Here is a 23452-nt window from a genome sequence, read left to right as displayed (position 1 = left end):
CGTTCAGAACGCGTCGCGCTCGCGAAGTCGCGCGACTACGTCGCGAACTCGCTGTGCGGCGTCGCGCGGGGCGACCAGAATCCGATCGTCGAACGCGGCGACGATCAGGTCGTCGACCGCGAGCAGCGAGACGTGTGAGTCGGGCGCGGCGACGACGTTGTTCGTCGCGTCGATCGAGAGGACGCCCCCGACGACGGGATCGTTACCGGCGTCATCGGCGTCGGCGGCCGCGACCGCCCGCCCGACGGCGTCCCACGTTCCGAGGTCGTCCCACGCGATCGACAGCGGGGTGACGACAGCGTCCGTGGCGCGCTCCAGGATCGCGTAATCCACGCTGACCGACTCGACCGCGTCGAACCCCCCGTCGGGATCGCCGTCCTCGAGCGCCGACACCAGGGGCGCGAGTGGAGACTCGCGCGCTTCCCGCAACAGCGCACTGGGTGTCCACGCGAAGACGCCGGCGTTCCAGTACGCGCCGGCGTCGACGAGTCGCGCCGCCGTCTCGCGGTCGGGTTTCTCCGTGAATCGGTCGACAGGTGCGTACGCGCCGTCGCCGCCGAGATCGCTCCGAGCGGGGACGATATAGCCGTATCCGGTCGCCGGCCGCGTCGGCTCGACGCCCAGCGTGACCAGCCCGTCCGTTTTGACGGCGATCGCGGCCGCGCGCTCGAGTCGGGCGGCGAACGCGCCGTCGTCGGCGACGTGGTGGTCGCTGGGCAGACAGACGAGCACGGGCTCCTCGTCGAACCGCTCGCGGAGCCGCCAGGCGGCGTAGACCAGCGCCGGGCCGGTGTCCTTGCCGTCTGGTTCGATCAACACGCCCGCTTCCGGCGCGTGCTCGTGAATGTCGTCGGCGAGGGACGCGCGAGTCAGAACGTAGCGCTCGTCGGCGAACGCGGTTCGGTCCATCGTCCGGGCGAGCAGCGACTCCTCGCCGTCGAGGGCGAGAAACTGTTTGGGCCGATCGCTGCGGCTCGCGGGGTAGAGCCGACTGCCGGTGCCGCCAGCGAGGACGCAGGCGACGACTGGTCGGTCCATCTCACCAGGTTTCGATCCGCCCGTCCCGGACGTCCTCCGCGCACCCCTCGCAGTCGGGATGGCCCGCCTCGTAACAGGCCGGTCGGTACTCCTCGTCGAGCTTCGCCGCCCGCTGTTCGGCGTAGCGCCGACAGACGATCTTCACCCGCCCCGCCTCGTCCGAGGGGAGTCCGCGGGCGTTCTTTGCCACTTCGTACGAATCGCGGGCCTCCTCGAGTTGCTCGTCGGTCGATCTGCGAAGCTCCTCGAACTGCTCGCCTGCCTCCTGGAGCGTCGATCGGAGGAACCGCTCGAGCTGACGCCGATCCGCCATTGGCCCATCGTTCGGCCGCCGGGCACATATACTGTTGGCCGTCGTGGGTGCGAGAGTCGCCACTCGTTCCGACGGATCGAAACGCCAACCGACGGCCGATCGCCTCGGGTTGCCGAGCGTGTCGACGGAGCCGTTTGTCGGCGGCGACAACGGTTTTGTCCGGCCGGACGAACCCACGGACATGGCTATCCGCGATGCACTCCGAGGGATCACCTGCCCGACGGTGACCCCGTTCGACGAGGGGTCGATCGACGAGTCGGCGCTCGCCGACCTGGTCGCACACCTCCACGAGGGCGGTATCGACGCGATCTTCCCCTGCGGGACGACCGGCGAGTTCCCGGCGCTGACGGCCGAGGAGCACCGCCGCGTCGTCGAGGCGACCGTCGACCACGCCGACGTCCCCGTCGTCGCGGGGGCCGCCGCGACGAGCGTCGGCGAAACGGTCGCGGCTATCGACCGCGCCGCCGAAGCCGGTGCCGACGCCGCCGCGATCGTCGCCCCCTACTTCACCACCGCGACCGCGCCGGACGGGAACCGGCAGTTCTTCGAGGCCGTTCTCGCGGACGCCTCGCTCCCCGTCCTGCTGTACAACATCCCCCAGTGTACCGGCCAGCGCATCGAACCCGAGACCGTCGCCGCCGTCGCGGACCACGACCGGACGATCGGAATCAAGGACTCGAGCGGCGACCTCGCGTATTTCCTGTCCGTGCTCGAGAAGACGCCCGACGAGTTCCTGTGTCTGCAGGGGTACGACGCCCTGCTGGTGCCCGCCCTGCGGATGGGTGCCGACGGCGGGATCAACGCGCTGTCGAACGTCGTCCCCGAGGTCCTGCAAGCGGCGTTCGAGCGCGCCGCGGACGAGCGCGGGCGCGAACTACAGCGCGACGCGATCTCGCCGCTGTTCGAGGCGTGTACGACCCACGGCTTCGCGCCGGCGACGAAGACGGCGCTGACCGAACGCGGCGTCGTTCCCACCGACGAGGTCCGCCCGCCGCTGGTCCCCGTCGACGACGGCGGCACCGAAGCGATCAGCGACGCCGTCGAGGCAGCACTCGACAGCAGCGATCGGTAGCGGGGCCCAACCGCTCCGCGACGGCCCGCGATCCCGAAACGATCCCTCGACGCCGTCCGGCGGTTTCTTTCGCGGCTGTTCACTTTCGCTCTGGTGGCGGTACTTTAAATACTATCGGGCGCGAACGGACGTATGCCTCCCAGTGAAACCAAAGAGGAGGCGAGAAACAATGAGCGACGTACGACAACACGCGGACGACATCCACGAGCAGTTTTCGGACCACCTCGACGTCGCCGTCGAGGACGTCGAAGAGCGCCTGACTACGCTCGTCGACGAGTACAAAGTACCGATGGACGAGGCGCGCCGGAGCGTCACCAACCACTACCTCGAAGAGGCCGGCCTCGAACGAGAGGACATCTCGGGGGGCGACAGCGAGGCCGTCAACGTCGAGGACGTCGACGAACCCGAGGAGTGGATCGACCTGACGGCCAAGGTCATCGAACTCTGGGATCCCCGCAGCGACTCGGTCGCGCAGGTCGGCCTGCTCGGCGATCCGACGGGGACGATCAAGTTCACCAAGTGGGCCAAATCCGACCTTCCCGCGCTCGAGGAAGGCGGTGTCTACGAGCTTCGGAACGTCGTCACCGACGAGTACCAGGGCCGGTACTCCGTCAAACTCAACTCGACGACAGTCATCGAGGAACTCGACGAGGACCTCGAGGTCGGCGACGACACCAGCGAGATCGAGGGCGCACTGGTCGACATGCAAAGCGGCAGCGGTCTCATCAAACGCTGTCCGGTGGAGGACTGTACCCGCGTCCTCCAGAACGGCCGCTGTAACGAACACGGCGAGGGCGACGGCGAGTTCGACCTCCGGATCAAGGCCGTCGTCGACGACGGCATCGACGCTCACGAGGTCATCTTCGACAAGGATGCGACCGAAGCGCTGACCGGCCTGAGTCTCGAGGAAGCCAAGGACATGGCGATGGACGCGCTCGATACGACCGTCGTCGCCGACGAGATCGCCGCGGACATCGTCGGCACCTACTACCGCATCGAGGGGCCGACCTTCGGTCGGTACGTCCTGGCCGACGACGTCGAGGAACTCGACGGGCCGGCGGATCCCGAGGAACTGCTGATCAAAGCGAGGTCGATGTAACATGAGCCAGTCCGAACTCACCCGCGAAGTCGCTCGCCGCGTCTTCGCATCCGAATTCAACGATTCGACGTACACGTTCAAAGAGAGCGACGACGAGCGCGCGCCCAACTACGCCCTGCTCCCGACGGGCGATCGCGCGAACCGCGTGTTCGTCGCCGGAACCCTCACCGAAACCGAGGACGTCGGCGACGAGAGCGAGTACTGGCGCGGCCGGGTCGTCGACCCGACCGGGACGTTCTTCGTCTACGCCGGCCAGTACCAGCCGGAGGCGGCTTCGGTCCTGCGAGACACGGAGCCGCCGGCCTACGTCTCGGTCGTCGGCAAACCCCGCACCTACGAGACCGACGACGGCACCGTCAACGTCTCCCTGCGACCCGAATCCATCTCGGTCGTCGACGACGCCACACGCGACCGCTGGGTCGTCGAAACGGCCGAGCGCACCCTCGATCGCATCGAGGCGTTCGAGCAGTGGGAAGCCGAACAGGAAGCGCCGGAGAGCGGCTCGACCGCACCGACCAACGAGTACGCGGAGATGGCTCGCGAGCGGTACGACTCGCCCGTCGTCAACTACCGCAACGACGTGATCCAGGCCCTCGAGAGCCTCGAGACCGTCGAAGGGAGCGACGACCCGGAAGCGACGGTCTGAGCGCGGGCAGCTCGATTCTCCGTTTTCGGACCGCCAGCCGCGGAGAGATCTCACAACACGGCCTCGAGCATCGCACCGATCGCCGCGAACTCGTCGTCGGTGACTTCGTGGCCCGCGTCGGGATCGCACCGCTCGTCGACCGCAGTGTCCGCCCGCTCGAACGCGCGGATTGACTCGGTAACGCGGTCGGGATCGACGTGCGGATCCGCCTCGCCGTATCCGACGAGCACGGGCGTCACCTCGAGCGCGGCCGCTCCGGGGTCGCCGCGAGCCGCTCGAGCGGACGGGCGACCCGTCGATCGAACCGTTCGTCTGACGAATAGTTAAGTTCCGTGAACGAGGAGTAGGGGTATCGATGGGGAACAAGAACAAGACCATCTCGTTCCGGGTCAACGAGGACGCGTTCGAGGCGCTCCAGGCGATCGCCGAGGAACGCGACATCTCGCTGTCCGCCGTCTTTCGGGACTACGTCGACCAGCTCGTCGAACACGACGGCCAGGTCGAGGTCGTCCCCGAGGACGACCTCGAGGCTCGCGCGAACGACGATGAGGAGATCTCGTTCCCGCCGACCGTCGAAGTCCCGAAGCGGTTCATCCGCGAACACGAACGGCTGGAACTCGAGACCGAACACCTCCGCGAGCAACTCGACGAGTACAAAGGCTACGTCAACGACCTGCAGGACCGACTCGAGGACGAGGAGGACGAGGTGCTGCTGCTCGACGAGTTAGACGACGAGGAATCGTACCAGCTGCGGTAGGCGGTAGACAGTCGACGAGAGACGGGAAGACGGAACGCGCGAGACGGGAGACGAGACGCCGGTCGTTCCGGAGAACGCTCCCGCGTCGGTCGCGACCGCTATCGCTCGAGTTCCCGTTTCGCCCGCCGGATCTCGTCGCGCTTCTCGTCCGCGCCGTCCACCCGGGCGAGCCCTTCGGCCGCCTCGAGCGTTCGAACGCCGTTGTCGAGGAAGGAGAGAACGTCGCCCGGGTAGGCGTAGACCATGTAATCGTCGGTCATCACGTCGACGATCGCGTCCGGGCCCAGTCCCTGCGCGCGCAACTCGAGGAGGTACCTGATGAACTTCCGCTCGGGGCAGCCACAGTAGGGATTGTTGTCGCAGCTACAGTCGAGGAAGTCCTGCGTGAAATCGAGCACCCGGTCTCGAGTCGCGTCGTCTAGCTTCTCGAGGCCGTCGCCCTGGAAGAGCATGTCCAGCGTCGCCCCCTTGAACGCCCCTTTGGGGATGTTCGTCTCGAGCTGGGAGCTGAGCTGGCGGTGGTTCTTGATGTAGATCTTGTCGGTGATGGCCACGCGTTGGGGGCGCTAGCGGCCGTAGGTCGAAAAACGTCTCGGTCGCGAGTCGGCTCGAGTGCGGAGAGATACCATGGGACACTCGAGAGTGGCGAAATCCCGCGGTACGGAGACCCACACATCCGTCGCGGAGTCGTAACGTATTTTAGTCCAACCGGCTGTAGGATAACCTGCAAGCGCGTCCGGGTTGGGGTAGTGGTTATCCTTCAGCCTTGTGGAGGCTGAGACGCGGGTTCGATTCTCGCACCCGGACTCCCAATTCTCCGAAAACTACGGGGTTCAGAGCCTCTGGCAAAGAATCCGTATCCCGGCGATCACCCAAGGTTACCGGGGTGCCGAAAAGGCTGAAAAGAAATCTCATACCCAATCCCCACGCCGTCCGGCGATTACGGAAAACTATCAGGACAAATACAGCTATGAGCGACGCCAAACTCCCGGACGGCATCCCTCTCGTCCACGACATCGACGCGAAGAACCTCAACCAACTCCAAATCAAGGACTACCGAGACCACCGCCGCGACGTCCTCACGTGGCTCTGGCAGTCGGGCAAGAATCCCGACGAAGGCAAAGGGTACAGCGAGAGCGTAGTGGAGAGCACTGCCTATCGTCTCTCGAAGATCTACCGGTGGGTGTGGGAACGCGAAGGGTACACGGCCTCGTTGACGCACGAACACGCGGACGAATTCGTCGATGAGATGAAGTACAAGGACTGGGGCGACGAAAACAAGAATCAGTATGTGAAGGCCCTCAAACGGTACATGTGGTGGCAAGCGCACGAGAAAGGCGCTGACGAGTGGGAACCTGAAACGACCTACACACCGAACCAGACCTCCCACCACGCTCGCGATTACCTCACGCTCGAGGAACGGCAACGTATCCGTGACGCCGGTCTCAATTACGGTAGTATTCCATCATACGACTACGTCGACCCTGACGAGCGCGATCGTTGGAAGATATACCTCGCACAACGATTCGAAATGCCGAAACACGAGGTCGGACGCGAAGAGTGGGAGAAAGCGACGAGTTGGAAGGTGCCTTCGCTCGTTGCCACCGGTCTGGATACCGGCTTGCGCCCCATCGAAGTCGAACGCGCACGCGTCTCGTGGGTGGACACCGCAAACGCGGTGTTGCGGATCCCAAAGGAGCAGGATTCGAAAGGCACGAACGGCGGTGAAAACTGGACGGTCAGTCTCCGCGAGGACACAGCCCGCCATCTCGACCGCTGGCTCGCCGAACGCGAGACACGTCCCAAGTACGACGACTCTGACTACCTCTGGCTCACGTCACAGGGAAATCCGTACGGCTCGAGTGCTCTCAACTACCTCCTCGGCAAACTCTGCGACGAAGCTGGAATTGAGACGGAGAACCGTGACATCTCGTGGTACTCGATCCGCCATTCCACGGGCACGTATATGGCTCGCGAAGAAGGACTCGCAGCCGCGCAGTCTCAGCTTCGCCATCGCTCCGAGCAGACTACGATGCGTTACGATCAGACGCCGCCAGAGGACAGACGAGACGCCCTTGACAGGATGTGACGAGAGTGCTACTCGATTATTTCTGACGTAGAGACGGGATCCACGTCCTCGACGCGGGCTTGGCGGTTGTCGATCACTGACGGCCCTACCTCTAGCCACGTTGCCCACACCCACCACCGATTCGGAGCCCGCTCCGACGCGATCAACACGCCGCTCATCCCCGGCCCGCTGCCGTGGGGGCGAGCGAACGGGGCTGCCAGCGAACGCGTCCCCCACTTTCCATCCGACTCCGTGATCTCGACGCGCTCAATCCGGACGCCGATCTCACCACCATCGGCAAGTCGGAGCACGGCCCATCCGCTATTGTCGGCAGCCTGCCGCACAACGGTGGCAATCTCGTCACCCATCACTACTCACCACCTCGACGGAAGCGATCTCGCAGGAGTACCACCTCAGCGGACTACCGCTATCGTCCACCTCAGTTGCCCAGCCTACGGTCGGACGCTCCCAGCATCCGTTCCTACGTTCCTCGGCATGGATACTGCCACCCGAGGCATAACCTTCGACAGCCATCATATCCTCCGGATGTAGGACGGCGCGAGTCTCGCCGTACGACGGCTCGTCGCGTTGCGGACTACCTCCGAGCGGCGCGTCGATGTCGATGACATCGATGCGGCTGATGACCCACATACCATCCGTGGCGTCGACGCGTACCGGGTCGCCGGACTCGTGTGCCCGCCGCACGGTCTCGATGATCTCTGCCGGCGTGTCAGTCATCAAAACCACCCCGCATCCACGGCGTCTCGACGCGCTCCCACTCGCTGTAGAACTCATCCTCGGCGTCGAACGGGACGGCGGGCCCGAAGGCACACTTGCATACGAGATGATACTCCTCAAGTTTCGCGTTCCATTGTACCACGATGAGCGAACCGCAGTCCCCGCACTCGACGGGGTAGCCGGCGTAGTCGTCTTCCGCATTGTGCTTGTTGTCGTTGAAATCAGGTGCCGTGCTCATCGGCATTGAAACTGCAAATCATGGTTCCCAGATAAACGGTTGTACGAACATTTATCCGAAGCAGAACAGTCGAATCACCGTCAGCGACATTTCCACCACATATGCACCAGATGCTTATGGACAAGCGAATATCTGGGTGTCACTCAGTAGCATACCTTCCTATTTATACTAATTTTCTCAAATATCCCACTCTCGTTTCGCTATTTCTTTTCCACATTTTCAAGTCGATATAGAGAGTGTATCCCAATTCTACGCTTCTAATTCCCGCTATTATAACCAATGATATGAGTAGAATGGGGCCTACAGAGGGGGCCCTAGTTTCAAAGAATAGTATTATTGCCACTATCAGCGTCAGGAATCCATAATCAAGGGTTAGTTTCTGCAACGCAAAAAATATTTGTCTCGTCCTTGTTAAAGTACTTGTCTGATTAGAAATTATTAGCAAGCCAATTGACACACCAATGAGAAAAATAACAGTGTTGATGGACGCGTTATTCTCTTGTCCGTTGGTGAAGTCTGAAGACAAAATAATTGAACCCAGTGCTAAGCCTAATCCAGCTACTGCTAAAGCCCGAGATTGGTAGTTGTGAGAGAATTCCCGAATATGTTCTTGCTCCTCCTTATCTAGTATCTTGCTAAAATATCTTCGCGGATTCACAATAACTCGGATGAGGAGCTCAGCGGCTAAAAGCAGCGCAATCAGAACTCCGAGTTGGGTAGTGGAAACCATTCTAATCACAGTTCCAGCACGGTGGCGGATTGGATTCTTCGTGTGCAGGTTCTCCGCAGTCTGGACAATATGTCACAGGGACTCGTGCCCTATCAAGGCTATCCATTAATATTTCACCGTTTACTATCAATACGCCCTCTTCAACTGCAAATTCCCCCCTCTTACACATTGGACAAATATCGAAATTGACTCTCACAGGTCTACCAAATTCTGGGCAAAACTCATTCACACAGAATTTGAATTCCTGTGTATTTGTCATACGGTCACATTCAACACGGGTGCTAATAATCATGTGGGCCAGATTAAAGTATCCGGTGAGTATTATCATATTATTATGAGTTTGTTGATTTCTGTCCAACGATGCGCCAGATGTTTGGAATCGAGTAATACTCCTTCATTAAATCCGGAATCGGCTCCGGTTTTCTTCATTATGGGGTATTGGCTCCCTCGTCGTAGGCACCGGCGACGAACTAGCGTCCACACTCATCGCTTCTTCGCCGAACGCGAATTACACTAATCAAGTAGAGCCATCCGAGAATCGGTGCTTTTAGGCCCTTTATTTGCACTTCTCTGCCATCGGGGATACTACGATCAGCTTTTCATCGGAACTGAGGGGGTGGGTAGGGTCGAGAGACATCCACTAGTCGATGGTTATTAGGATGTCCGCTGCTGCGGGCCCTATCGCGATGCCGACAGCATCCATCGAAATCCCACAGGAGTTCCGCGACCTCATCAAGGAACAGATCGCCGACCACAACCAGTTCGACACCGTCGACGAGTTCGTGGCCCAAGCGACCGCCGAGAAGCTCCAGCAAGAGGCGAAAGAAGAACACCGCAAGCAGGGCACGTACACCGACGGCCCAATCACCGAGGAAGAGCGCGAACTCCACCAACGGCTGGTCGACCTCGGCGTGATCGAGCGGGATCCCGTTCTCCTCGACGAGGTGTAACCGTCAGTCCAAGCGGGACAGCTCGTTTCTGAGCGCCGAGTAGAGGAAGTCCTTCGTATCCCGGAATATCGGCGCCTTCGACCTCCTCCATCTACTGCAACCACCGCAAAGCAGATTATCAACCGGACGAGATTGAGGCCCGTACGTGAGTCTCTCGAGTTTTCTCCGGAAGGCGGTGGGGGACTACCGCCACAACAAGTCTGCGGCCTTCGTTCACGGCGTTCGAGTGCTGACGACCGCGATCCTCGGAGGGCTTCTCCTGCTGGCCGAACTCGTCCATCTGGGAGTCGTCCGCCCCGTCCAGTTCTTACAGGCTGCGGGGTACGGGCTCCTCCTCCTCGTGATGGACTATGCGGTGGTCAGCGACCTCGCCTTCTTCTTCCGGTTCGTCGCACCTGACCTGTTTGGGTTCCTCAGCTTCTCGATGCTGGTCTCGGCCGTGACGGGCGTTGGGGCCCTCTCGATCGCGTGGCGGTGGCACCGAGCGTAGCGACTCCCGAAGCACCACATCCAAGGCTGATCGTTCACCGTGGGACGAGTGTCGTCGGGTTGCCGTCGGATGGCTGGAGCGGGTCGTGCGGGCCGGGCTGCTCCAAGAGGGCATCAAGGTACGCGCGGAACTGCTCCTCGGCGTCGTCCGCACCGTCAAGGAGCGCAAGGACGCCGGACACGAGGTCGGTCGCGTCGATTGCGTCCTCGCCGGGCTCGTCGACGTGAGACGCGTACGCCGTCCACGCCACCTCTCGAAGCGCCTCCGCTGACCCGAACTTGCAGAGGCGGCAGCCGAACTTCTCGGGCTGGAACTGCGTCCCGTACCAGCTGTGGTCGGGGCACTCGATCGCCGTCCACGACTCGTCGATTCCCCGGCATTCGACCTGCAGGCCATCCCCATCCAGTTCGACGATGAAGTAGGCACCCAAGTACCCCTTCTGCACCTTCTTCAAATGGGCAGAGTTGAGCGCCCGGCCTCGATGCCAGCCACGGTGCGTGTGCCCGCAGAAGTATGCTCGACCGTCGAACGAGTAGAAGGGCTCCGGGAGCTGGCCGTGCGTGACCAGCACGTCGTCGTCGCCGACATCGTCGGGATCGGCCGTAAACCGCTGACCGGCGACCTCAACGGCACCACCTTTCGGGAGTCGGGTACCGGGAGACAACTCGTACCGATCGGTGACGTGCTTGTCGCCGCCGCGCTCGCTATCCCGGTTGCCGTAGATGTAGACCAACCCGCCGCGCTCGGCTAGATCCGCGAACAGGGGCTCGAGTTCTCGGAGCTGGTCGGCCGCGGTTCCGACACCGCGCCGGTGCGCGTCCGTGATGTCCCCCGTGTGAACGATGTAGTCGAACTCGGCGCCCTCGGTTTCTTCGACCACCGTTTCAAGCGACTCTGTGTCACCGTGATTGTCGCCCATCACGAGCAGGCGCTGGCCCTCCATCCTCAGTACTCCCGCTCGATCTCGAGCTTGCGCATCGCCCGCTCAAAGACCTGCTCGTGGCGGTGAGCGAGCTTCTCGATGTGGTCGCGGATGGACTGCGAGACGTCGACCTCGACCTCGTCGGCGTCCTGTAGCTCGTGATACAGGGCGTGCATCTCCTCGTTCACTGCGATCCCGATGGTCTTCTCCTTCGGCCCAGCATCGAGTGCGTCGTAATACCGGTCGAGATCGAACTCGGACTCCGTGTCGCCGCTGTCGTCCGCATCTCCTTCGGCCTCGTCCATGGCGTCGTTGAATGGATTCTCGCTCATAGTTGTGTGTTAGTGCTAGAGTTAATGTTAAGATTGATTCTTCATGTACTCTTCGAGCGTTCCAGCAGTGATTTCGACGCCCGCATCATCCGCGAACTGGCGGGCACCGGCACGGAAGGCGTGGTAGCATTCCTGTCGGATACTTCGGGGCGTGCCGTCGCTCCGTTCGACGACGCGTTCGATCGCCGACGCCGCGAACGGGTCGGACGGGTAGCCCTCCTTGTACTCCTCGTCTCGCGCCCACGCCAGCCAGCGCGCGATCAGCTCGTCGGTCTCCGCGAATCCGAACCGCTCCAGCGACCGGTTCTTCGCGACGAGCCGTGAGGAGAGCGTCTCCCGCAGCTCGTCGATACGCTCGGCGGCCAGCGGCGTGCCGAACAGGAAGAGGACGAATACGGGCCGGGAGTCCCCGAGGTCGCCCACGGACTGTAGCGCCGCGAGGAGCTGTCGGAACGTCCGAGCGTTGCGGGCGGCGTCCTCGAGCTGGTCGACCTGCACAACACACGCCTTGTCCTGCGCCTCGAATTGCTCGGCGACATCCTCGACGAGTTGGCGCACGTCGTCGGTCGCGTGGGGGTACTCGTCGGGGATGTCGAGGTCGTCGTACTCGGCCAACGCGTCGAGGAGCCGGGTGTAGACTCGGCGCGTGGTCAGACTCTCGACTTCGCGGATGCGGGCGATGTAGAACTCGTCGTTTCGCGGGCCGTCGGAGAGCGCGTTGTAGACGAGGTCGCGGAAATGGCTCTTCCCCGCGCCGCGCTCGTCGATGATCGAAACGTGGCCAGCGCGGTTAATGAGGTGGCTCGCGACCTCTTGTAAGAGGTCTTGATTGACGCGGACGGCGATACGGGCCTCAGGAAGCGTCTCAGCGGTGAACGGGATGCGCTCGGACTCAACCCCGAGCTGCTCCGCGTACGCCCGCTGCGCCGACTCGGTCTCGTCCAGCACCGCGGTGAACTGGTCGGTCATTCTCCGTATTACTCATGTGGTTATCCTTATTCTTAAGGTTAAGTGAGCTTGCTGCCAGACAGCGTTTGCTGCAACGATTCGGGGAAGGCTGTCTCTACCACCGATAGGGTCTAACGGTGATGGGTAAAATCTGACACATAATGCCGATCTCAAAAGACGAGTTCCAGATGACCGACGAGGACAGGTCGATGCCCAACCTCTCCCCCGACACGACACAGGGCAAGGTCTACCAGTTCCTGCTCGAGAACGCCGACAAGGCGTTTCGCCAGCGAGAGATCGTCGACGCCGTCGACGTGCAACAAGGAAGCGTCGGCCCGACGCTCAAGCGTCTCGAGCAGTACGGGCTGGTCGACCACCGCGGCCACTTCTGGAAGATCTCCGACGCCGAACACGCGGCCGCCTTGGCGAGCCACCTCGGTGCCGCCGCAGCCGACACGAGAGACGGCAGGTTCATCGACGAGGAAGTCGAGACATGGATGGAGAGGGCGGTTTGTCTCCTAATCTCCTGCCTTGAGCCAGACTCGGGCCCACTTCTCCAGCCGGTCGAGTTGGACGAGGTTTGCCTCGAGATCGACTGCCCTATTTTCGAGGCGGGCCTCGGCGATACCCGCCTCGATTGCGGGGTCGGCGTACCACTCCGCCGTGAGATCACGATACTGCGCGGGGGCGATGTTAGCCGTGTTGCCCTCGTCGATGTAAGCCTGCGTGGGCACGCCATAGATCAACGAGTTCGTCAGTATCACGCTAGTGGCGCAGCCGAGGTGGCCGTCAAGACTGACCATCACGCTGAAGGGAGTGATAGTCTCCGTTCCCGTCAGTTCGAACCCGTCGAAGGTCATCGTGTACGACAGTTGGGTTGCCTCGTAGCCACCGGGAAGTTGGAACGGCCGCTCTTCCTCGTAGTGAAGTTTTGCGTCTGATTTGACTTCCGCCAACAGCTCTCGAAGTTCATCGGCGGGATCATACGCGTCGTCGGTGATCTGGGTCGTGGGGGACATTCCCTCCGACATAGCCAGTCCTCAACTTAAATGTAGAGAATATCGCAATAACATGCCTGCTGGCTTCTCTCTCCGGGGTTTTCCTGATTAAAGTGAAATCAGCACCCTACAAGACGAAGATGAGAACTGTTTCTACGAAGGCGGTTTGATCGCAGCGTACTCCTGCCGTTCGTCGGAGTCCAGACTCCATCGCTGAGCCGCGTACTCGATCAGATCGTCAAGACGGCTTTCGACAGAAGATTGCCCCCACGATTCGTATTCACGGGCTAATTTCCGTGTCGAGGCGAAGTCTGAGTCCCTGTATCGGTCGTCCGTCCGCTTGTTGTCATAGGAATCATTCTTCCACGCAGCGTTTCGCCGGCCCGTAGTGAGTGTGAGATTACCGAGGTTATCGACTAGCTCCTCGTGGGCCTCGTATTCACCGTCATCGAGGTCAAGTTCACTGGTATCCTGTGGCCAGACGTGGTCGAGGCTGTAGTCCTTGCCAGCATTCTGAACGGCCTTCTCGATTTCGGGGGGTGCCCCGCCGCGGTTCTTATGACGGACGTACAGGTCGTAGGAGTAGAGCAGATACCGGAGATCCCGATTCGAGAAGACGGAGTACGCGCCGTCGTTTCGAAGAGCCTGCTCGAAGTCGGTCTCGTATCGTTCGACCGCATTTTCCAGTTCGGAGATGATGTCCTCGACACCGGCGTTGCCGTTCGCAACTCGATTCGCGAGCCGATAGAATGTAGAACGGCCAGTGTCGGATCGTTTGTTCCCGATGGCGTAAATGCGAAATGAGGCGACCTCAATCATCTGTAAAACTTCGTGCAGCTCGTCTCGGTCGATATTCCCTGACTCGTACTCGTCCCAAACGGTGAGTAGGAGTGGATAGAAGTTACCCATTCGGCCGAGGGCAAAGAGCTTGGAGAGTTCCCAGCCGATTTCTTCGTCATCGTCGTACTCTGCAATCGTGGCCAGTCGCGAGTAGTACCGGCGGAGGCTACGCGTGTACCAATCGATTTCTTCCAGACAGTCTCGTGGATGCTCGTCGTGTGGAGACTCTGCGACGTCATCATAGAGGCGATTGAAATGCCACTTGAGAACGTCCAGATAGATCGGAGCCCCACTTTGGAGTGTGCGCCGGCGACCCGTCTCTTCATCGAGGTATGTTTTGTTGACTGATCGCGGTACTTTGGCGATATAGTGGTACTGCTGCACCTGATCCTCGCTAATCCCCGACGTTCGATCCTGCATCTCGATGGTCTGCATCGACCGATAGATGCGTCCGAATCGATCCCTGATGTCCCGCCCTGCAACGTCACCTTCCTCCTCTGACTGGATCAGGTAGTGTTTGTGCATCAGGAAGCTCTTCGTCTTGTCCAGCCGACTCAGATCTTTACCACGGTCATTAACCGACTCGAAGATCAGCGTCGCTCGTGCCTGACTATCAACGACGTAAACCATGAACTCGAGCGACTGGATGTTCGAGAGAAGCCGTCCGATGTCATCGAGGAAAGCGGCGTCCGAAGCGCGACTTTCTTTAAGGTCGTCAAGCTGGTCTTCGAAGAAGCCGTATGCATCGACCAGCCGTTGCTCGGATGGCTTCGAAATGTCTTCGTCGACAACCTCCTCTCGTAGAATGGCTTTGAACACGTCGTTGTCTTCGCGCTGAAGACGGAGCTTGTTCTGGGCACCGTAACGGTCGTCTTGAATACTGCTATCCCGGACGAACAGCGAGCGGGCATCCTCGACCGCGTCCTCGACGTCTTCGTAAATCTCGTCGTCAACGTCGATCATCGATCGTTCGAGTTCGTCAAAGGCTGAAACGATAGCCTTCATCAGAATCGTTAAAGTGGTGAATCGCTGCTGGCCGTCAACAATCGCGTACTCACGGTACCCTTCTCCATATCCACGCGTCTCGATGGCCTTGGCCTCGTCTTTGAGGATGACCGTTCCCATGTAGTGGCGGTTCGCCTCGTCGATGACGTTGAGAAGGTCATCCCAGAGATCTTCGCACTCTTGCGTCGACCACGAGTAGAACCGCTGATAATCCGGGATATGGAAGACGTACCCGTCGAAAAGTCGTCTCAACCGATAGTCGTCGTTGTCCAATTCGTCGGTCATCGGGTCAGCTTGAGAAGACATAGTGGCTCGTGTTAGTGGAAACCTCTTAGGATTAGTGGATGTCCAGAGACCCCCTTGTCCCTGAAGCAGCGGATAGAGACCCGACGGTCAGGCTTTCAACTCCTGAACTCTTCCTCGGGAACAATTGTTTCAGGATCATCCCGAAGCGGAAATGCAAGTCCGAAGATGTGATCGAACAGTACCTCCTCGCCTTCAAGTACTGGTACTGGCACCTCAGACAAGGACTCCTCGAGAGGCATTCCACCTTGGGGAGTTACCAGATTGTAAAGGGCGTTGAGGGTTAGCTCTGCAAACTTGTAACAAGCCCATGCATCAACGTGATAGAGGTCAATACTACACTCGTAGCCGTAATCGGTCGATTCGGTGCTAAGTCGGATGAAACTGAAACCCCATTCATCTTCTCCGAGTCTCTCCTCCAATTCATCGATCTGGGTCTCAAAGTCGTCTCTCTGTTCTTCCCGAAGTTGGAACTGGTTTCCAAGCATCCCTCTGAGTTGAGCAGGAGTCACAGGAAGGACACGGAAACCGTGCTTGAAGTCGTTGAGCAGAGCCACGTTGTTCTCAGCGAAGTCGAGGATTGCGTTACTCACACCCCTGTGGAGATCGGGGTCTTCGATGAAATCGAACTCTACGTTTTCGGGATCGATTTCGTGAGGACAACCAAGAAGTCCGGCTGCTACGGCGTCCATCTCGTTAATATCGAATTCCTCATTTGCCTCGACAGTAGCGAGTCCATCAAGGTCTTCAGAAAGCGTTCCAACAGTGGCTATTCCGTCGGTTCGAAGCGACTCGAGGACATTGTCTATGTCTCCTCGATACGTTTCTTCTGCAACGAAGAACCACGGCATTTCGGGGTTCTGAGCGTACGCAGCGAAAACGTGGGCATAGATGTCGGTGATCTGAACGAGGCTGTAAAGCGCCTCTAATTTATCGGCCTCATTGTATCGGTTGATCTTCTCAAGCCTATTATCCCAGTACTGGAACGGATAATGGAATTGCCAGAGGTACTTGAACGGTGAGATGGGCTGTTCAGGCATTACCTTTTGCTCGAAACCGCAGCATCATATTCTTTAAGTACGATCTGCTGAACCACAGTCTCGTTGATCTGATCGAGACCTGCACCCTCGGCGACCTGTTCGAAGGGAACGGCTGAGTATTACTCGACACAATAGCTCATCTTCGACGTATCGAGGCAGAACGCCTGACAGGCGTGCTTGAACAGCTCCGAGAATGTCGGGAAGGGATGGATGGTGTCAATGATGTCGTCGACGGTGAGTCCGAACTTGATAGCCGGCGTCGCCTCGGGAATCATGTCGGCTGCCCGCGGCCCGACCATGTGGACGCCGACGATCTTGTTAGTCTCGTTGTCACCGTATTCCATCCTGTCTACCCGACGCATTCAGCACGTCCTCCTGTTATCGGAGGCGTCGCTGAAGGACGACGTCCACATTGCCGGCGTGCAGTGCGCAGTCACGGACGAGTTCGCAAAGCGTGCCACTACAATCTGTTCAAGAAATATTAGGATAGGTAGACTATATCTTCGAATGTTTCATCCATCCTTTCAGCGGCTTCACGGAGTAGAGATTCGCAGTCTGTACCGTGTTCTTCCGCTACGCGGCTCACATATTCATCCTCAATGTACACGCCTGACCGATAATTCCATTCCTTATCCTTGCTCTCCTCGCAATACAGGCGCACAAGTCGGACTCCCTCCTCGCGAGTGTCGCCGACACGCGTCTGCCAATCCTCGGGGACACTTTTTCGTCCGTATGGCTTCACCTGCTTTGAGGTGAGCCGCGGATCTTGCTCGTAGATGTCGCGCAGAACATCTATTGGAGTTTGCTGCCACTTCTCGCTAATATGCTGGACGCGCTCCCACCGTTCAGATACCTTTAGTTCGTCTCTGATGATTTCGTTGGCCGCTTCTCGTACGGATTCTTCGTAGGACTCGGCCGACGTCACGTTATAGTCCTCGGCAATGGCCTGTAGTTCAGATTCGCGCTCTTCTAGCTCACCGAGCTGGTTACGCATCTCTTCTACCTCCGCAACGACCTCTTCGATTTCATCACGCAACTGCTTCTTCTGCTGGCGGATGTCCTCGAGTTCGTCTCGTGGGTCGGTAAACTCGACATCACGAATTTCGTCAAGGACGAGTTGGTGCAGGAAGTCCTGCTGATCGTCGTACTCGTCGCTTTCCTCGAGCATCCGGTTCAGCTTCTTACGCTGGATTTCGGGCATTCGGAAGCCAACGACGGGCCAGTCTGATTTCGCCACTTGCACCGTCGGTTAACTGGGTATCTAATAAAAGGGTTAAGACCGAGGGGGTCGTTGGACGACGCCTCTTCTTCCAGACTCTCTCGTAGAATAGTCGAGGATTGCCCTGTTAACATAACATAATCTTGTTGTGTTAACAGAGGAGGGATGGGCTTTGCTCTGAGAGAACACTTCGATGGCTGGTTGTTAGCTGCGCCGTACGAACGTGCTCACCGAATTAGGGGATCTTCCCCGCGTTCTTCGTGCGTTTCGTCGACATCGACAAGTTCCCCGAGTTCCTCCAGTAGCAGCGGATCAATCTCGACTCGTTCGCCGTCAGCGGTATAGTAGATGCTCGTCGAGACACGGCGATCGGGGTATTCCTGCCGGACGACATGGTAGTAGACGCTCAACTGCTTCCGGTACTCGGCTTCCGCGTGGCGGCCACGGTCGGTTTTGTAGTCCATGATTTCGACCCAGTCGTCGGTCACGTGAAGCAGATCGACGATTCCGGAGATCGTCACCTGCTGCCCATCAACCGACAACGGGAGGTAGACGTTCTCCTCAACCCGGAACTCGCCGGGCAGCGAATCGAGGAGCGTCTGCACGTTTCGCTCGTCGGGGCTGGTAGGCTCGACTGCCTCTCCCACTGCGTATCGTTCGGCGAACTCGTGGACGCGTGTACCGAACTCCATCCCCTTCCCGTCCTCCACGTCGCTGAATACGCGATCGTCCATCAGCGAATGAGGGGACTGGCCGGACGGCGTCTCAGGAACCGGTACCGAAATCTGGAGTTGCGTCTGCTCCGTCCCGCCAACAGCGGCGGCCTCGACGTCCGGCTCGACCGTCGACGGCTCGAGCGGGAGGTTTTCGAAGAGCGGGCTCGGCGACTCTCCGGCGGAGAACAGTACGTGGCTCTCTGCACGCGTGATGGCGACGTACAGCAGCCTCCGTTCCTCGTCGTACTCTCGGCCCAGACATTTCGAGAGAATCCGATACCGCCAGTTATCGTAGAGATGGGGACGACCGTGCGCATCGGTGTATCGCTTGCTCTGTCGGAGACCGACCGTCTCCTCGTACCGAATCCGATCCGCGCCACCACCGGACGGCGGGAACCGGTGCTGGTTCATGTTCGCCATGATGACGATGGGATGTTCGAGGCCCTTGGCGGCGTGAATGGTCTGCACCGTTACCGAGTCGCCGCCGGGGTTGTCCTCGACCTCGTGGGTGGCACCGGCGTCGAGACTCCGTTCGAGGAATCGCACGATGTCTCCGCGGTTGTGGTGGGTGCTGTCGAAGGTGCCCTGTAACAGCGAGACGAGCCCATCCGCATACGCGTCGTCGAACCCGTATCGATCGAACACCCGTCGCGCGGTTCCGCCGATGGTCTCCGCCTCCGCGAGCTGGTCACGGAACTCGACCATACCCGTGGGATACGTACTGTTCTCGAGGACGTGCTTCACCTCGTCAAGCGTATAGCCAGCCTCTTCGAGGACGACTGCCCAGCCGCGCTTGGAGTCCTCGTGTTCAAGGATGCGTAGCCACGCGAGCAGGAGAATCGACTGCTCGGTTCCGAACAGCTCGACGCCGCCTTCGTAAGCCACGGGAATCCCGTAGTCTGCGGCACACGCCTGTAACTCGCGCCCGAAGTCACGCGTCCGGGTCAACACCGCAACGTCGTCGTACGTCGGCGCTCGAAGTTCGCCATCGTCCTCGACGGCGTACTCGCGATTGCCAACGATCTCCTGTATCCGCGTCAGAATCGCCTCCTGCTCGTCATCGCACGTGAACGCCTCGATGTTGCTGTGGTCGTGTTCAGTTATCGCTGCTAGCGATGTGATGTCGTCCTGTATCTCCGGGCCGATCTCCTCGCTTCCCGTCGCGGGCAGCGTGAGGCTATGTTCGGAGAAATCGAGGATGGACTGTGTCGAGCGGTAGTTCTCGACCAGCGAGATCTCGTTCACGTCGTCGACCGGGAAGTCGACCCGCACGTAGTCGCCATTGAGCTCCCGCTTGTAGGTCTGGAGACGCTCCTCGAAGCGTCGGATGTTGTCGACCGATGCGTACTGGAACCCGTAGATGCTCTGCTTCCAGTCGCCGACGACACAGAGGTTATCCGTGCCCGTGAGCAATAGCGCGAGTTTGAACTGAATCTCGCTCGTGTCCTGAAACTCGTCGACGAGCACGTGGTCGAACTGAACCGACTCCCGCAGCGAGTGATCCTCGCAGAGCATCGCGAAGGTGAACATCAGCAGGAAACTGAAGTTCAGGTAGTTCCGCTGGAGCGCGAACGCGATGTACTCGAGGTAGACGTCGTGGACGAACGCCTTCAGGTTGTCACGATCTTCGTCAAACGCTCGACTGGCCCACGCGTCGTCGATTTGCGGATAGCCGTCCCGGAGGTCGTTCTCGCTAGGGGCGTCTGGCTCGTAGCAGCGATCGCGCTCGAACCCGCTCAGACCGTCGCGCAAGTCCGATTGAGTCGCGCCGTTCGCGCCCTCGTTCGGCTCGTTGGCCTCATCGAAGAGCGTCTTGAACTCCTCGTAGTCGCCATCGAGGAAGGACTCACCATCGCGGAACCAGCCCTCGTCGGTCGGGAACACTCCCTTGGCGGCGAGCTCCTTAATCAGATCGAGGAGCGATGTCGCGTTGTTGAGCGTCCTGAAGTAGTCGTGATACTCGGGATGTGCCTCGATGAACTGGTCGAGGAACTCGCGGAAGCGATCTTCCTCGATGACTTCGTTCTCGAGGAGCTGCGTCGACGACGTGATTCGGTCGTCGATGCCGAGACGCGTCGGCGCGTCGAACCCGTGGCGGATGAGCAGGTCGTGGCAGTACCCGTGGAACGTGTTGATGGGTGCGTCCCGTAACGCGGACATCGAGTAGTCGCAGTTGGCCACGACGCGTTCCTTCATCTCGCCCGCAGCGTTGTTCGTGAATGTGATCAGGAGGATGTCCTCTGGTTCGACGTCTCCCTGTTCGAGGAGGTTCGCGTAGCGGCGAGTGATGGTGAAGGTCTTGCCAGTTCCGGCGCCGGCGTCGACGACGTGGATGCCGCTCGTCGCGTCAATCAGTTCTTGCTGTCGCTCGTTTGGCTCGTACTCAGTCATCGGTTCGGATCAGGTCGTGATGGGTGACTCGGTCGAAGTTCGGTTCCCCGACGGGGAACTGCGACGCGCGATACTGGTTGATACGGTCGACCTGTGCGTCGAGAAAGTCCTCGAAGGCGTCGACCTCGCCCTCGAAGTAGTTGCGACCGCGAATCCGCACGAGCTTCTTGAGCGCGCTCTCGGTACCGTCTTCGACGTAGACGTAGTCTCCGACCTCCGCTTTTGCGTACTCGGTGAAGCGGGCCGCGAAGTCGGTGGCGAGCAGTTCGTCGGTGTCGTCGGTCTCTGGGAAGTCGTATCGCTGGAAGAAGGATACGTACGCGTCGTACCCCAACCGCTCCAGCGTCTTCCGCCGGTCGTTGCTCTCCGCGACGCCATCGCAGAGCGCATCGAATGCCTCGCGACTGCCGGCATACGTTCCGAACGGCATCGGGTGGTAGGTGACTCGGACGAGTGCATCCTCGAGATCCGGCTCTCCGGCGACGACATCGTCGACCAATTCCAGAAAGTGGAAGAAGACGAACTCGAGGCGCTCATCCGGATGCTCCTGCCGATGGTGGGCGAGGTAGAGCAGTGCTTGGAAGTCGGGCTCGTCGCTAATCTCTTCGATGTCCGACCGTGAGACGACCTTGGACGCCGACTTGCGGCCGCCGCTCTTGTAGTCAAGGAGCGTTTCCGGCGCGTGTATCAGGTCAACTTTGCCCTTGCCGCCGAGTTGGGGATTCTCGAACCACCGTTCGGTGATGGGTGAGTCGATCGACTTCTCGAAGTGGTCGGCGAAGAAGTTGTCTCCCTCCTTCTGTTCGTAGTGGCTGTACTCCCGGTCGGTAGGTGGATCAGCGGCGACGAACTCCTCGATCGTGTCGAGGCCGATTTCGAACTCGGACTCCAGCGGTTCCAGTTCAACATCGGGGATGTATGGTCGCATCTCCGCCAGCATCAGATCGACCAGCTCCGAGCGGTCGGCGCCTTCGACTACATCGGGGTAATTGACGTAGAACTCGGCGTAGTCGTGGAAGAGATTCCCCTTCTGGAAGTAGTCTCGGTCGGGGTTGTCGACGATCCTGTCGAAGTAGTAGTCCCGCGGGCAGTTGACGAACGTGTTCAGGCTCGACTGGCTGACTACATCGATCTCGCTTGGCGCGACATCGACATCCTCCTTCTCGAAGCCGGAGTCGCCGTTACTACTGAGGCGAGTGTGGGGGATATGCGGCAGGTCTCCGATCGTCTCGAAGTCGTCGTCGAGGAGGTCGTGGAAGTAGAGACACGGTGTGACGGGCTGGCCGGCGCTCGTCTCCTGTACCAGATAGTACTGGTCGCGACCGTTCTGGAGGAGAATTTGGAACTGTCGAAGGTACTGCTCGTCCTTCGCGTCGGCGTCGATCCACGGGCGGTCAAGAATCCGATGCGTCCAGTCCACATCCATCCCGAGGTAGAACACGACCGGACGGTCGACGTAGGCCGCGGCGGTGGCATCGGCCAGCAGTACGCCCGAGTCGTCGCGGTCGACAGGCACGTCGAACGACTGGAGGTAGAACTCGAGGTCATCGATCGAGTCGCTCGTCACCCGATCATCGTGTAGTCCGAGTACCCGCAGTTCCTCGTGGAACGCGTCCAGCGTCTTCCCACTCCAGTCTTCGAACATGGCCACCGTCTCGCCAAACGTGTCGTCGTCGATGGTGCGACAAAACTCTTGCAGTGGACGGAGATCCTCGTGGTCGAGTTCGTGGAGGAACTTCTCGTCGTCGACGACGGATGGCGGACGACCGAGATGGGTGAGGATCGGTCGAACGTCGCTGACGCGTGCCCGCGAATCGCTGTGCGCCGTGCGCAGCAACCGGAGGTACGTACGGATGGTCTCGTCGTCGGTGAATCCCGGCCCGCCGTAGAAAGGGATGCCAGCCGCCTCGAACGCGGATTCGACGAGGGCGGGATACTCCCCGCCGCTGTCCATGATGATGGCGACGTCGTCGGCGGTGTCCGGCGAGACGTTTTCGACGATGGCGTCGACGATCGCGGTCGGGCCGTCGAAGACGTGAAACTCCGGCAGGTCGAACTCGTCGTCAGCAAACGGATCGATCGCGTCGTAGGAGTCCGGGAGTACCGACTTGTCGAGCGCCGTGAACTGCTTCTCGCCGATGACCGCGACCGACGTTCCATCCTCGATGCGATACTCGGCGAGGTCTCGATGGGAACTCTCGGCGGACTCGATTACCGAAATAGCTTGACGCGTCTCCTCGCTATCGAATCGGTCGTAGTCGAGAATCGCGCGCAGGTCTCCAGTTTCCTCCCAACAACCGAGAATGTTCTCGAGGAGATAGGCGGCGTGCTTGTAACTCAGATCCGTTTCGTCGATGAGACGCAAAAACAGATTTCGATCGTCTTGCGGGTCAAACTCGCCGGACGCGAGCATCCGTGGGGTGGCCGCGAAGCGACCGAGGTGTGGACGATCGAGTCGGCGATTCAGGGCATGACTGAGTGGCGCATCAGTCGTCAAAACCAGATCGTAGTCTGCAACAGCGTCATAGAGAGAGTCGATAGAACGAGACCGTTTGAATGACACAACGGTACTCTTCGCTTATATCTCAAAAAGGTTCAG

The 23452-nt window shown here is 60.0% G+C and carries 25 protein-coding genes, 1 tRNA gene and 2 pseudogenes; 8 read left to right on the top strand and 20 right to left on the bottom strand.

Going from position 1 to position 23452, the window contains the following annotated elements:
* Nucleotides 1-3: 3 nt before the first annotated feature.
* Both BMX07_RS18885 and BMX07_RS18880 read right to left on the bottom strand, forming a co-directional pair.
* The gene (locus BMX07_RS18885) at nt 4-1038 is read right to left on the bottom strand and encodes a mannose-1-phosphate guanylyltransferase (protein ID WP_090620944.1); all 1035 of its coding nucleotides are present in this window, start codon (nt 1036-1038) and stop codon (nt 4-6) included.
* A gap of 1 nt (nt 1039) precedes the next feature.
* Nucleotides 1040-1351 carry a DUF7091 family protein gene (locus tag BMX07_RS18880; RefSeq protein WP_090620941.1) on the bottom strand — a complete coding sequence of 104 codons (312 nt, stop codon included), beginning with the start codon at nt 1349-1351 and terminating at the stop codon, nt 1040-1042.
* A 181-nt stretch (nt 1352-1532) separates the two neighbouring features.
* Here BMX07_RS18880 and BMX07_RS18875 point away from each other — a divergent pair, with 181 nt between their 5' ends.
* The 3 genes from BMX07_RS18875 to BMX07_RS18865 all read left to right on the top strand — a co-directional run bounded on the left by BMX07_RS18875 (nt 1533) and on the right by BMX07_RS18865 (nt 4168).
* Nucleotides 1533-2423 (top strand): dihydrodipicolinate synthase family protein, encoded by an 891-nt coding sequence (locus BMX07_RS18875; RefSeq protein WP_090621399.1) that lies wholly within the window; start codon nt 1533-1535, stop codon nt 2421-2423.
* Nucleotides 2424-2592: 169 nt separating this feature from the next.
* The gene (locus BMX07_RS18870) at nt 2593-3522 is read left to right on the top strand and encodes a replication factor A (protein WP_090620938.1); all 930 of its coding nucleotides are present in this window, start codon (nt 2593-2595) and stop codon (nt 3520-3522) included.
* Between the two features lies 1 nt (nt 3523).
* Nucleotides 3524-4168, top strand: a complete 645-nt coding sequence (locus tag BMX07_RS18865) for an RPA family protein (RefSeq protein ID WP_090620935.1) — start codon at nt 3524-3526, stop codon at nt 4166-4168.
* 50 nt (nt 4169-4218) lie between these two features.
* Here BMX07_RS18865 and BMX07_RS18860 read toward each other — a convergent pair.
* A pseudogene (locus tag BMX07_RS18860) lies at nt 4219-4416 on the bottom strand (phospholipase); the annotation flags it as partial.
* A gap of 107 nt (nt 4417-4523) precedes the next feature.
* On the opposite strand from BMX07_RS18860, the gene BMX07_RS18855 reads away from it, so the two are divergent.
* Nucleotides 4524-4925, top strand: a complete 402-nt coding sequence (locus BMX07_RS18855) for a DUF8146 domain-containing protein (RefSeq protein WP_090620933.1) — start codon at nt 4524-4526, stop codon at nt 4923-4925.
* Nucleotides 4926-5023: 98 nt separating this feature from the next.
* Here BMX07_RS18855 and BMX07_RS18850 read toward each other — a convergent pair whose 3' ends face one another.
* A complete protein-coding gene (locus BMX07_RS18850; protein ID WP_090620930.1) occupies nt 5024-5479 on the bottom strand; it encodes a DUF5814 domain-containing protein in 456 nt (151 codons plus the stop codon).
* A gap of 181 nt (nt 5480-5660) precedes the next feature.
* On the opposite strand from BMX07_RS18850, the gene BMX07_RS18845 reads away from it, so the two are divergent.
* Together BMX07_RS18845 and BMX07_RS18840 are read left to right on the top strand one after the other, a co-directional pair.
* Nucleotides 5661-5732 (top strand) — tRNA-His (locus tag BMX07_RS18845).
* A 163-nt stretch (nt 5733-5895) separates the two neighbouring features.
* Entirely contained in the window at nt 5896-7014 is a 1119-nt protein-coding gene (locus BMX07_RS18840) for a tyrosine-type recombinase/integrase (protein WP_090620927.1), read from the top strand.
* Nucleotides 7015-7022: 8 nt separating this feature from the next.
* Here the strand turns inward: BMX07_RS18840 and BMX07_RS18835 are convergent, their stop codons facing one another.
* The 5 genes from BMX07_RS18835 to BMX07_RS23945 form a co-directional block, all read right to left on the bottom strand.
* Nucleotides 7023-7361 (bottom strand): hypothetical protein, encoded by a 339-nt coding sequence (locus BMX07_RS18835; RefSeq protein ID WP_090620924.1) that lies wholly within the window; start codon nt 7359-7361, stop codon nt 7023-7025.
* Complete coding sequence (locus BMX07_RS18830) at nt 7354-7731, bottom strand: hypothetical protein (RefSeq protein WP_090620921.1); 378 nt, start codon at nt 7729-7731, stop codon at nt 7354-7356. Before BMX07_RS18830 ends, BMX07_RS18835 begins: the two co-directional genes overlap by 8 nt.
* Nucleotides 7724-7969 carry a hypothetical protein gene (locus tag BMX07_RS18825; RefSeq protein WP_090620918.1) on the bottom strand — a complete coding sequence of 82 codons (246 nt, stop codon included), beginning with the start codon at nt 7967-7969 and terminating at the stop codon, nt 7724-7726. Before BMX07_RS18825 ends, BMX07_RS18830 begins: the two co-directional genes overlap by 8 nt.
* A gap of 163 nt (nt 7970-8132) precedes the next feature.
* Nucleotides 8133-8699: a hypothetical protein gene (locus BMX07_RS23950; RefSeq protein WP_139210967.1), complete on the bottom strand. Its 567-nt coding sequence runs from the start codon at nt 8697-8699 to the stop codon at nt 8133-8135.
* A gap of 1 nt (nt 8700) precedes the next feature.
* Nucleotides 8701-8958: a hypothetical protein gene (locus BMX07_RS23945; protein WP_139210966.1), complete on the bottom strand. Its 258-nt coding sequence runs from the start codon at nt 8956-8958 to the stop codon at nt 8701-8703.
* A gap of 427 nt (nt 8959-9385) precedes the next feature.
* Between BMX07_RS23945 and BMX07_RS18820 the strand changes: the two genes are divergently transcribed.
* The gene (locus tag BMX07_RS18820; RefSeq protein ID WP_139210965.1) at nt 9386-9649 is read left to right on the top strand and encodes a hypothetical protein; all 264 of its coding nucleotides are present in this window, start codon (nt 9386-9388) and stop codon (nt 9647-9649) included.
* Nucleotides 9650-9794: 145 nt separating this feature from the next.
* Nucleotides 9795-10139 carry a hypothetical protein gene (locus BMX07_RS18815; RefSeq protein ID WP_090620912.1) on the top strand — a complete coding sequence of 115 codons (345 nt, stop codon included), beginning with the start codon at nt 9795-9797 and terminating at the stop codon, nt 10137-10139.
* Nucleotides 10140-10173: 34 nt separating this feature from the next.
* Here the strand turns inward: BMX07_RS18815 and BMX07_RS18810 are convergent, their stop codons facing one another.
* The 11 genes and pseudogenes from BMX07_RS18810 to BMX07_RS18765 form a co-directional block, all read right to left on the bottom strand.
* Nucleotides 10174-11082 carry a metallophosphoesterase family protein gene (locus BMX07_RS18810; protein WP_090620909.1) on the bottom strand — a complete coding sequence of 303 codons (909 nt, stop codon included), beginning with the start codon at nt 11080-11082 and terminating at the stop codon, nt 10174-10176.
* 2 nt (nt 11083-11084) lie between these two features.
* A complete protein-coding gene (locus BMX07_RS18805) occupies nt 11085-11393 on the bottom strand; it encodes a hypothetical protein (protein ID WP_090620907.1) in 309 nt (102 codons plus the stop codon).
* A gap of 27 nt (nt 11394-11420) precedes the next feature.
* Complete coding sequence (locus BMX07_RS18800) at nt 11421-12362, bottom strand: hypothetical protein (protein WP_090620905.1); 942 nt, start codon at nt 12360-12362, stop codon at nt 11421-11423.
* Nucleotides 12363-12511: 149 nt separating this feature from the next.
* Nucleotides 12512-12775: a hypothetical protein gene (locus tag BMX07_RS24680; RefSeq protein ID WP_175480209.1), complete on the bottom strand. Its 264-nt coding sequence runs from the start codon at nt 12773-12775 to the stop codon at nt 12512-12514.
* Between the two features lie 84 nt (nt 12776-12859).
* The gene (locus BMX07_RS24675; protein ID WP_175480208.1) at nt 12860-13360 is read right to left on the bottom strand and encodes a hypothetical protein; all 501 of its coding nucleotides are present in this window, start codon (nt 13358-13360) and stop codon (nt 12860-12862) included.
* A gap of 132 nt (nt 13361-13492) precedes the next feature.
* Nucleotides 13493-15490 carry a DUF262 domain-containing protein gene (locus BMX07_RS18790; protein ID WP_090620902.1) on the bottom strand — a complete coding sequence of 666 codons (1998 nt, stop codon included), beginning with the start codon at nt 15488-15490 and terminating at the stop codon, nt 13493-13495.
* A gap of 95 nt (nt 15491-15585) precedes the next feature.
* Nucleotides 15586-16527, bottom strand: a complete 942-nt coding sequence (locus BMX07_RS18785; RefSeq protein ID WP_090620899.1) for a hypothetical protein — start codon at nt 16525-16527, stop codon at nt 15586-15588.
* Nucleotides 16528-16646: 119 nt separating this feature from the next.
* Nucleotides 16647-16856: pseudogene (locus tag BMX07_RS18780) on the bottom strand (mercuric reductase); the annotation flags it as partial.
* Between the two features lie 152 nt (nt 16857-17008).
* Nucleotides 17009-17764, bottom strand: coding sequence for a hypothetical protein (locus BMX07_RS18775; protein WP_139210964.1), 756 nt, complete (start codon nt 17762-17764; stop codon nt 17009-17011).
* A 209-nt stretch (nt 17765-17973) separates the two neighbouring features.
* Nucleotides 17974-20853 carry a UvrD-helicase domain-containing protein gene (locus BMX07_RS18770; RefSeq protein ID WP_090620894.1) on the bottom strand — a complete coding sequence of 960 codons (2880 nt, stop codon included), beginning with the start codon at nt 20851-20853 and terminating at the stop codon, nt 17974-17976.
* The gene (locus BMX07_RS18765) at nt 20846-23416 is read right to left on the bottom strand and encodes a PD-(D/E)XK nuclease family protein (protein ID WP_090620891.1); all 2571 of its coding nucleotides are present in this window, start codon (nt 23414-23416) and stop codon (nt 20846-20848) included. Before BMX07_RS18765 ends, BMX07_RS18770 begins: the two co-directional genes overlap by 8 nt.
* Nucleotides 23417-23452: the final 36 nt, after the last annotated feature.

The sequence above is a fragment of the Natrinema salaciae genome, from assembly GCF_900110865.1.
GTDB classification, from domain to species: domain Archaea; phylum Halobacteriota; class Halobacteria; order Halobacteriales; family Natrialbaceae; genus Natrinema; species Natrinema salaciae.
This window is presented reverse-complemented; position numbering and strand designations above follow the sequence as displayed.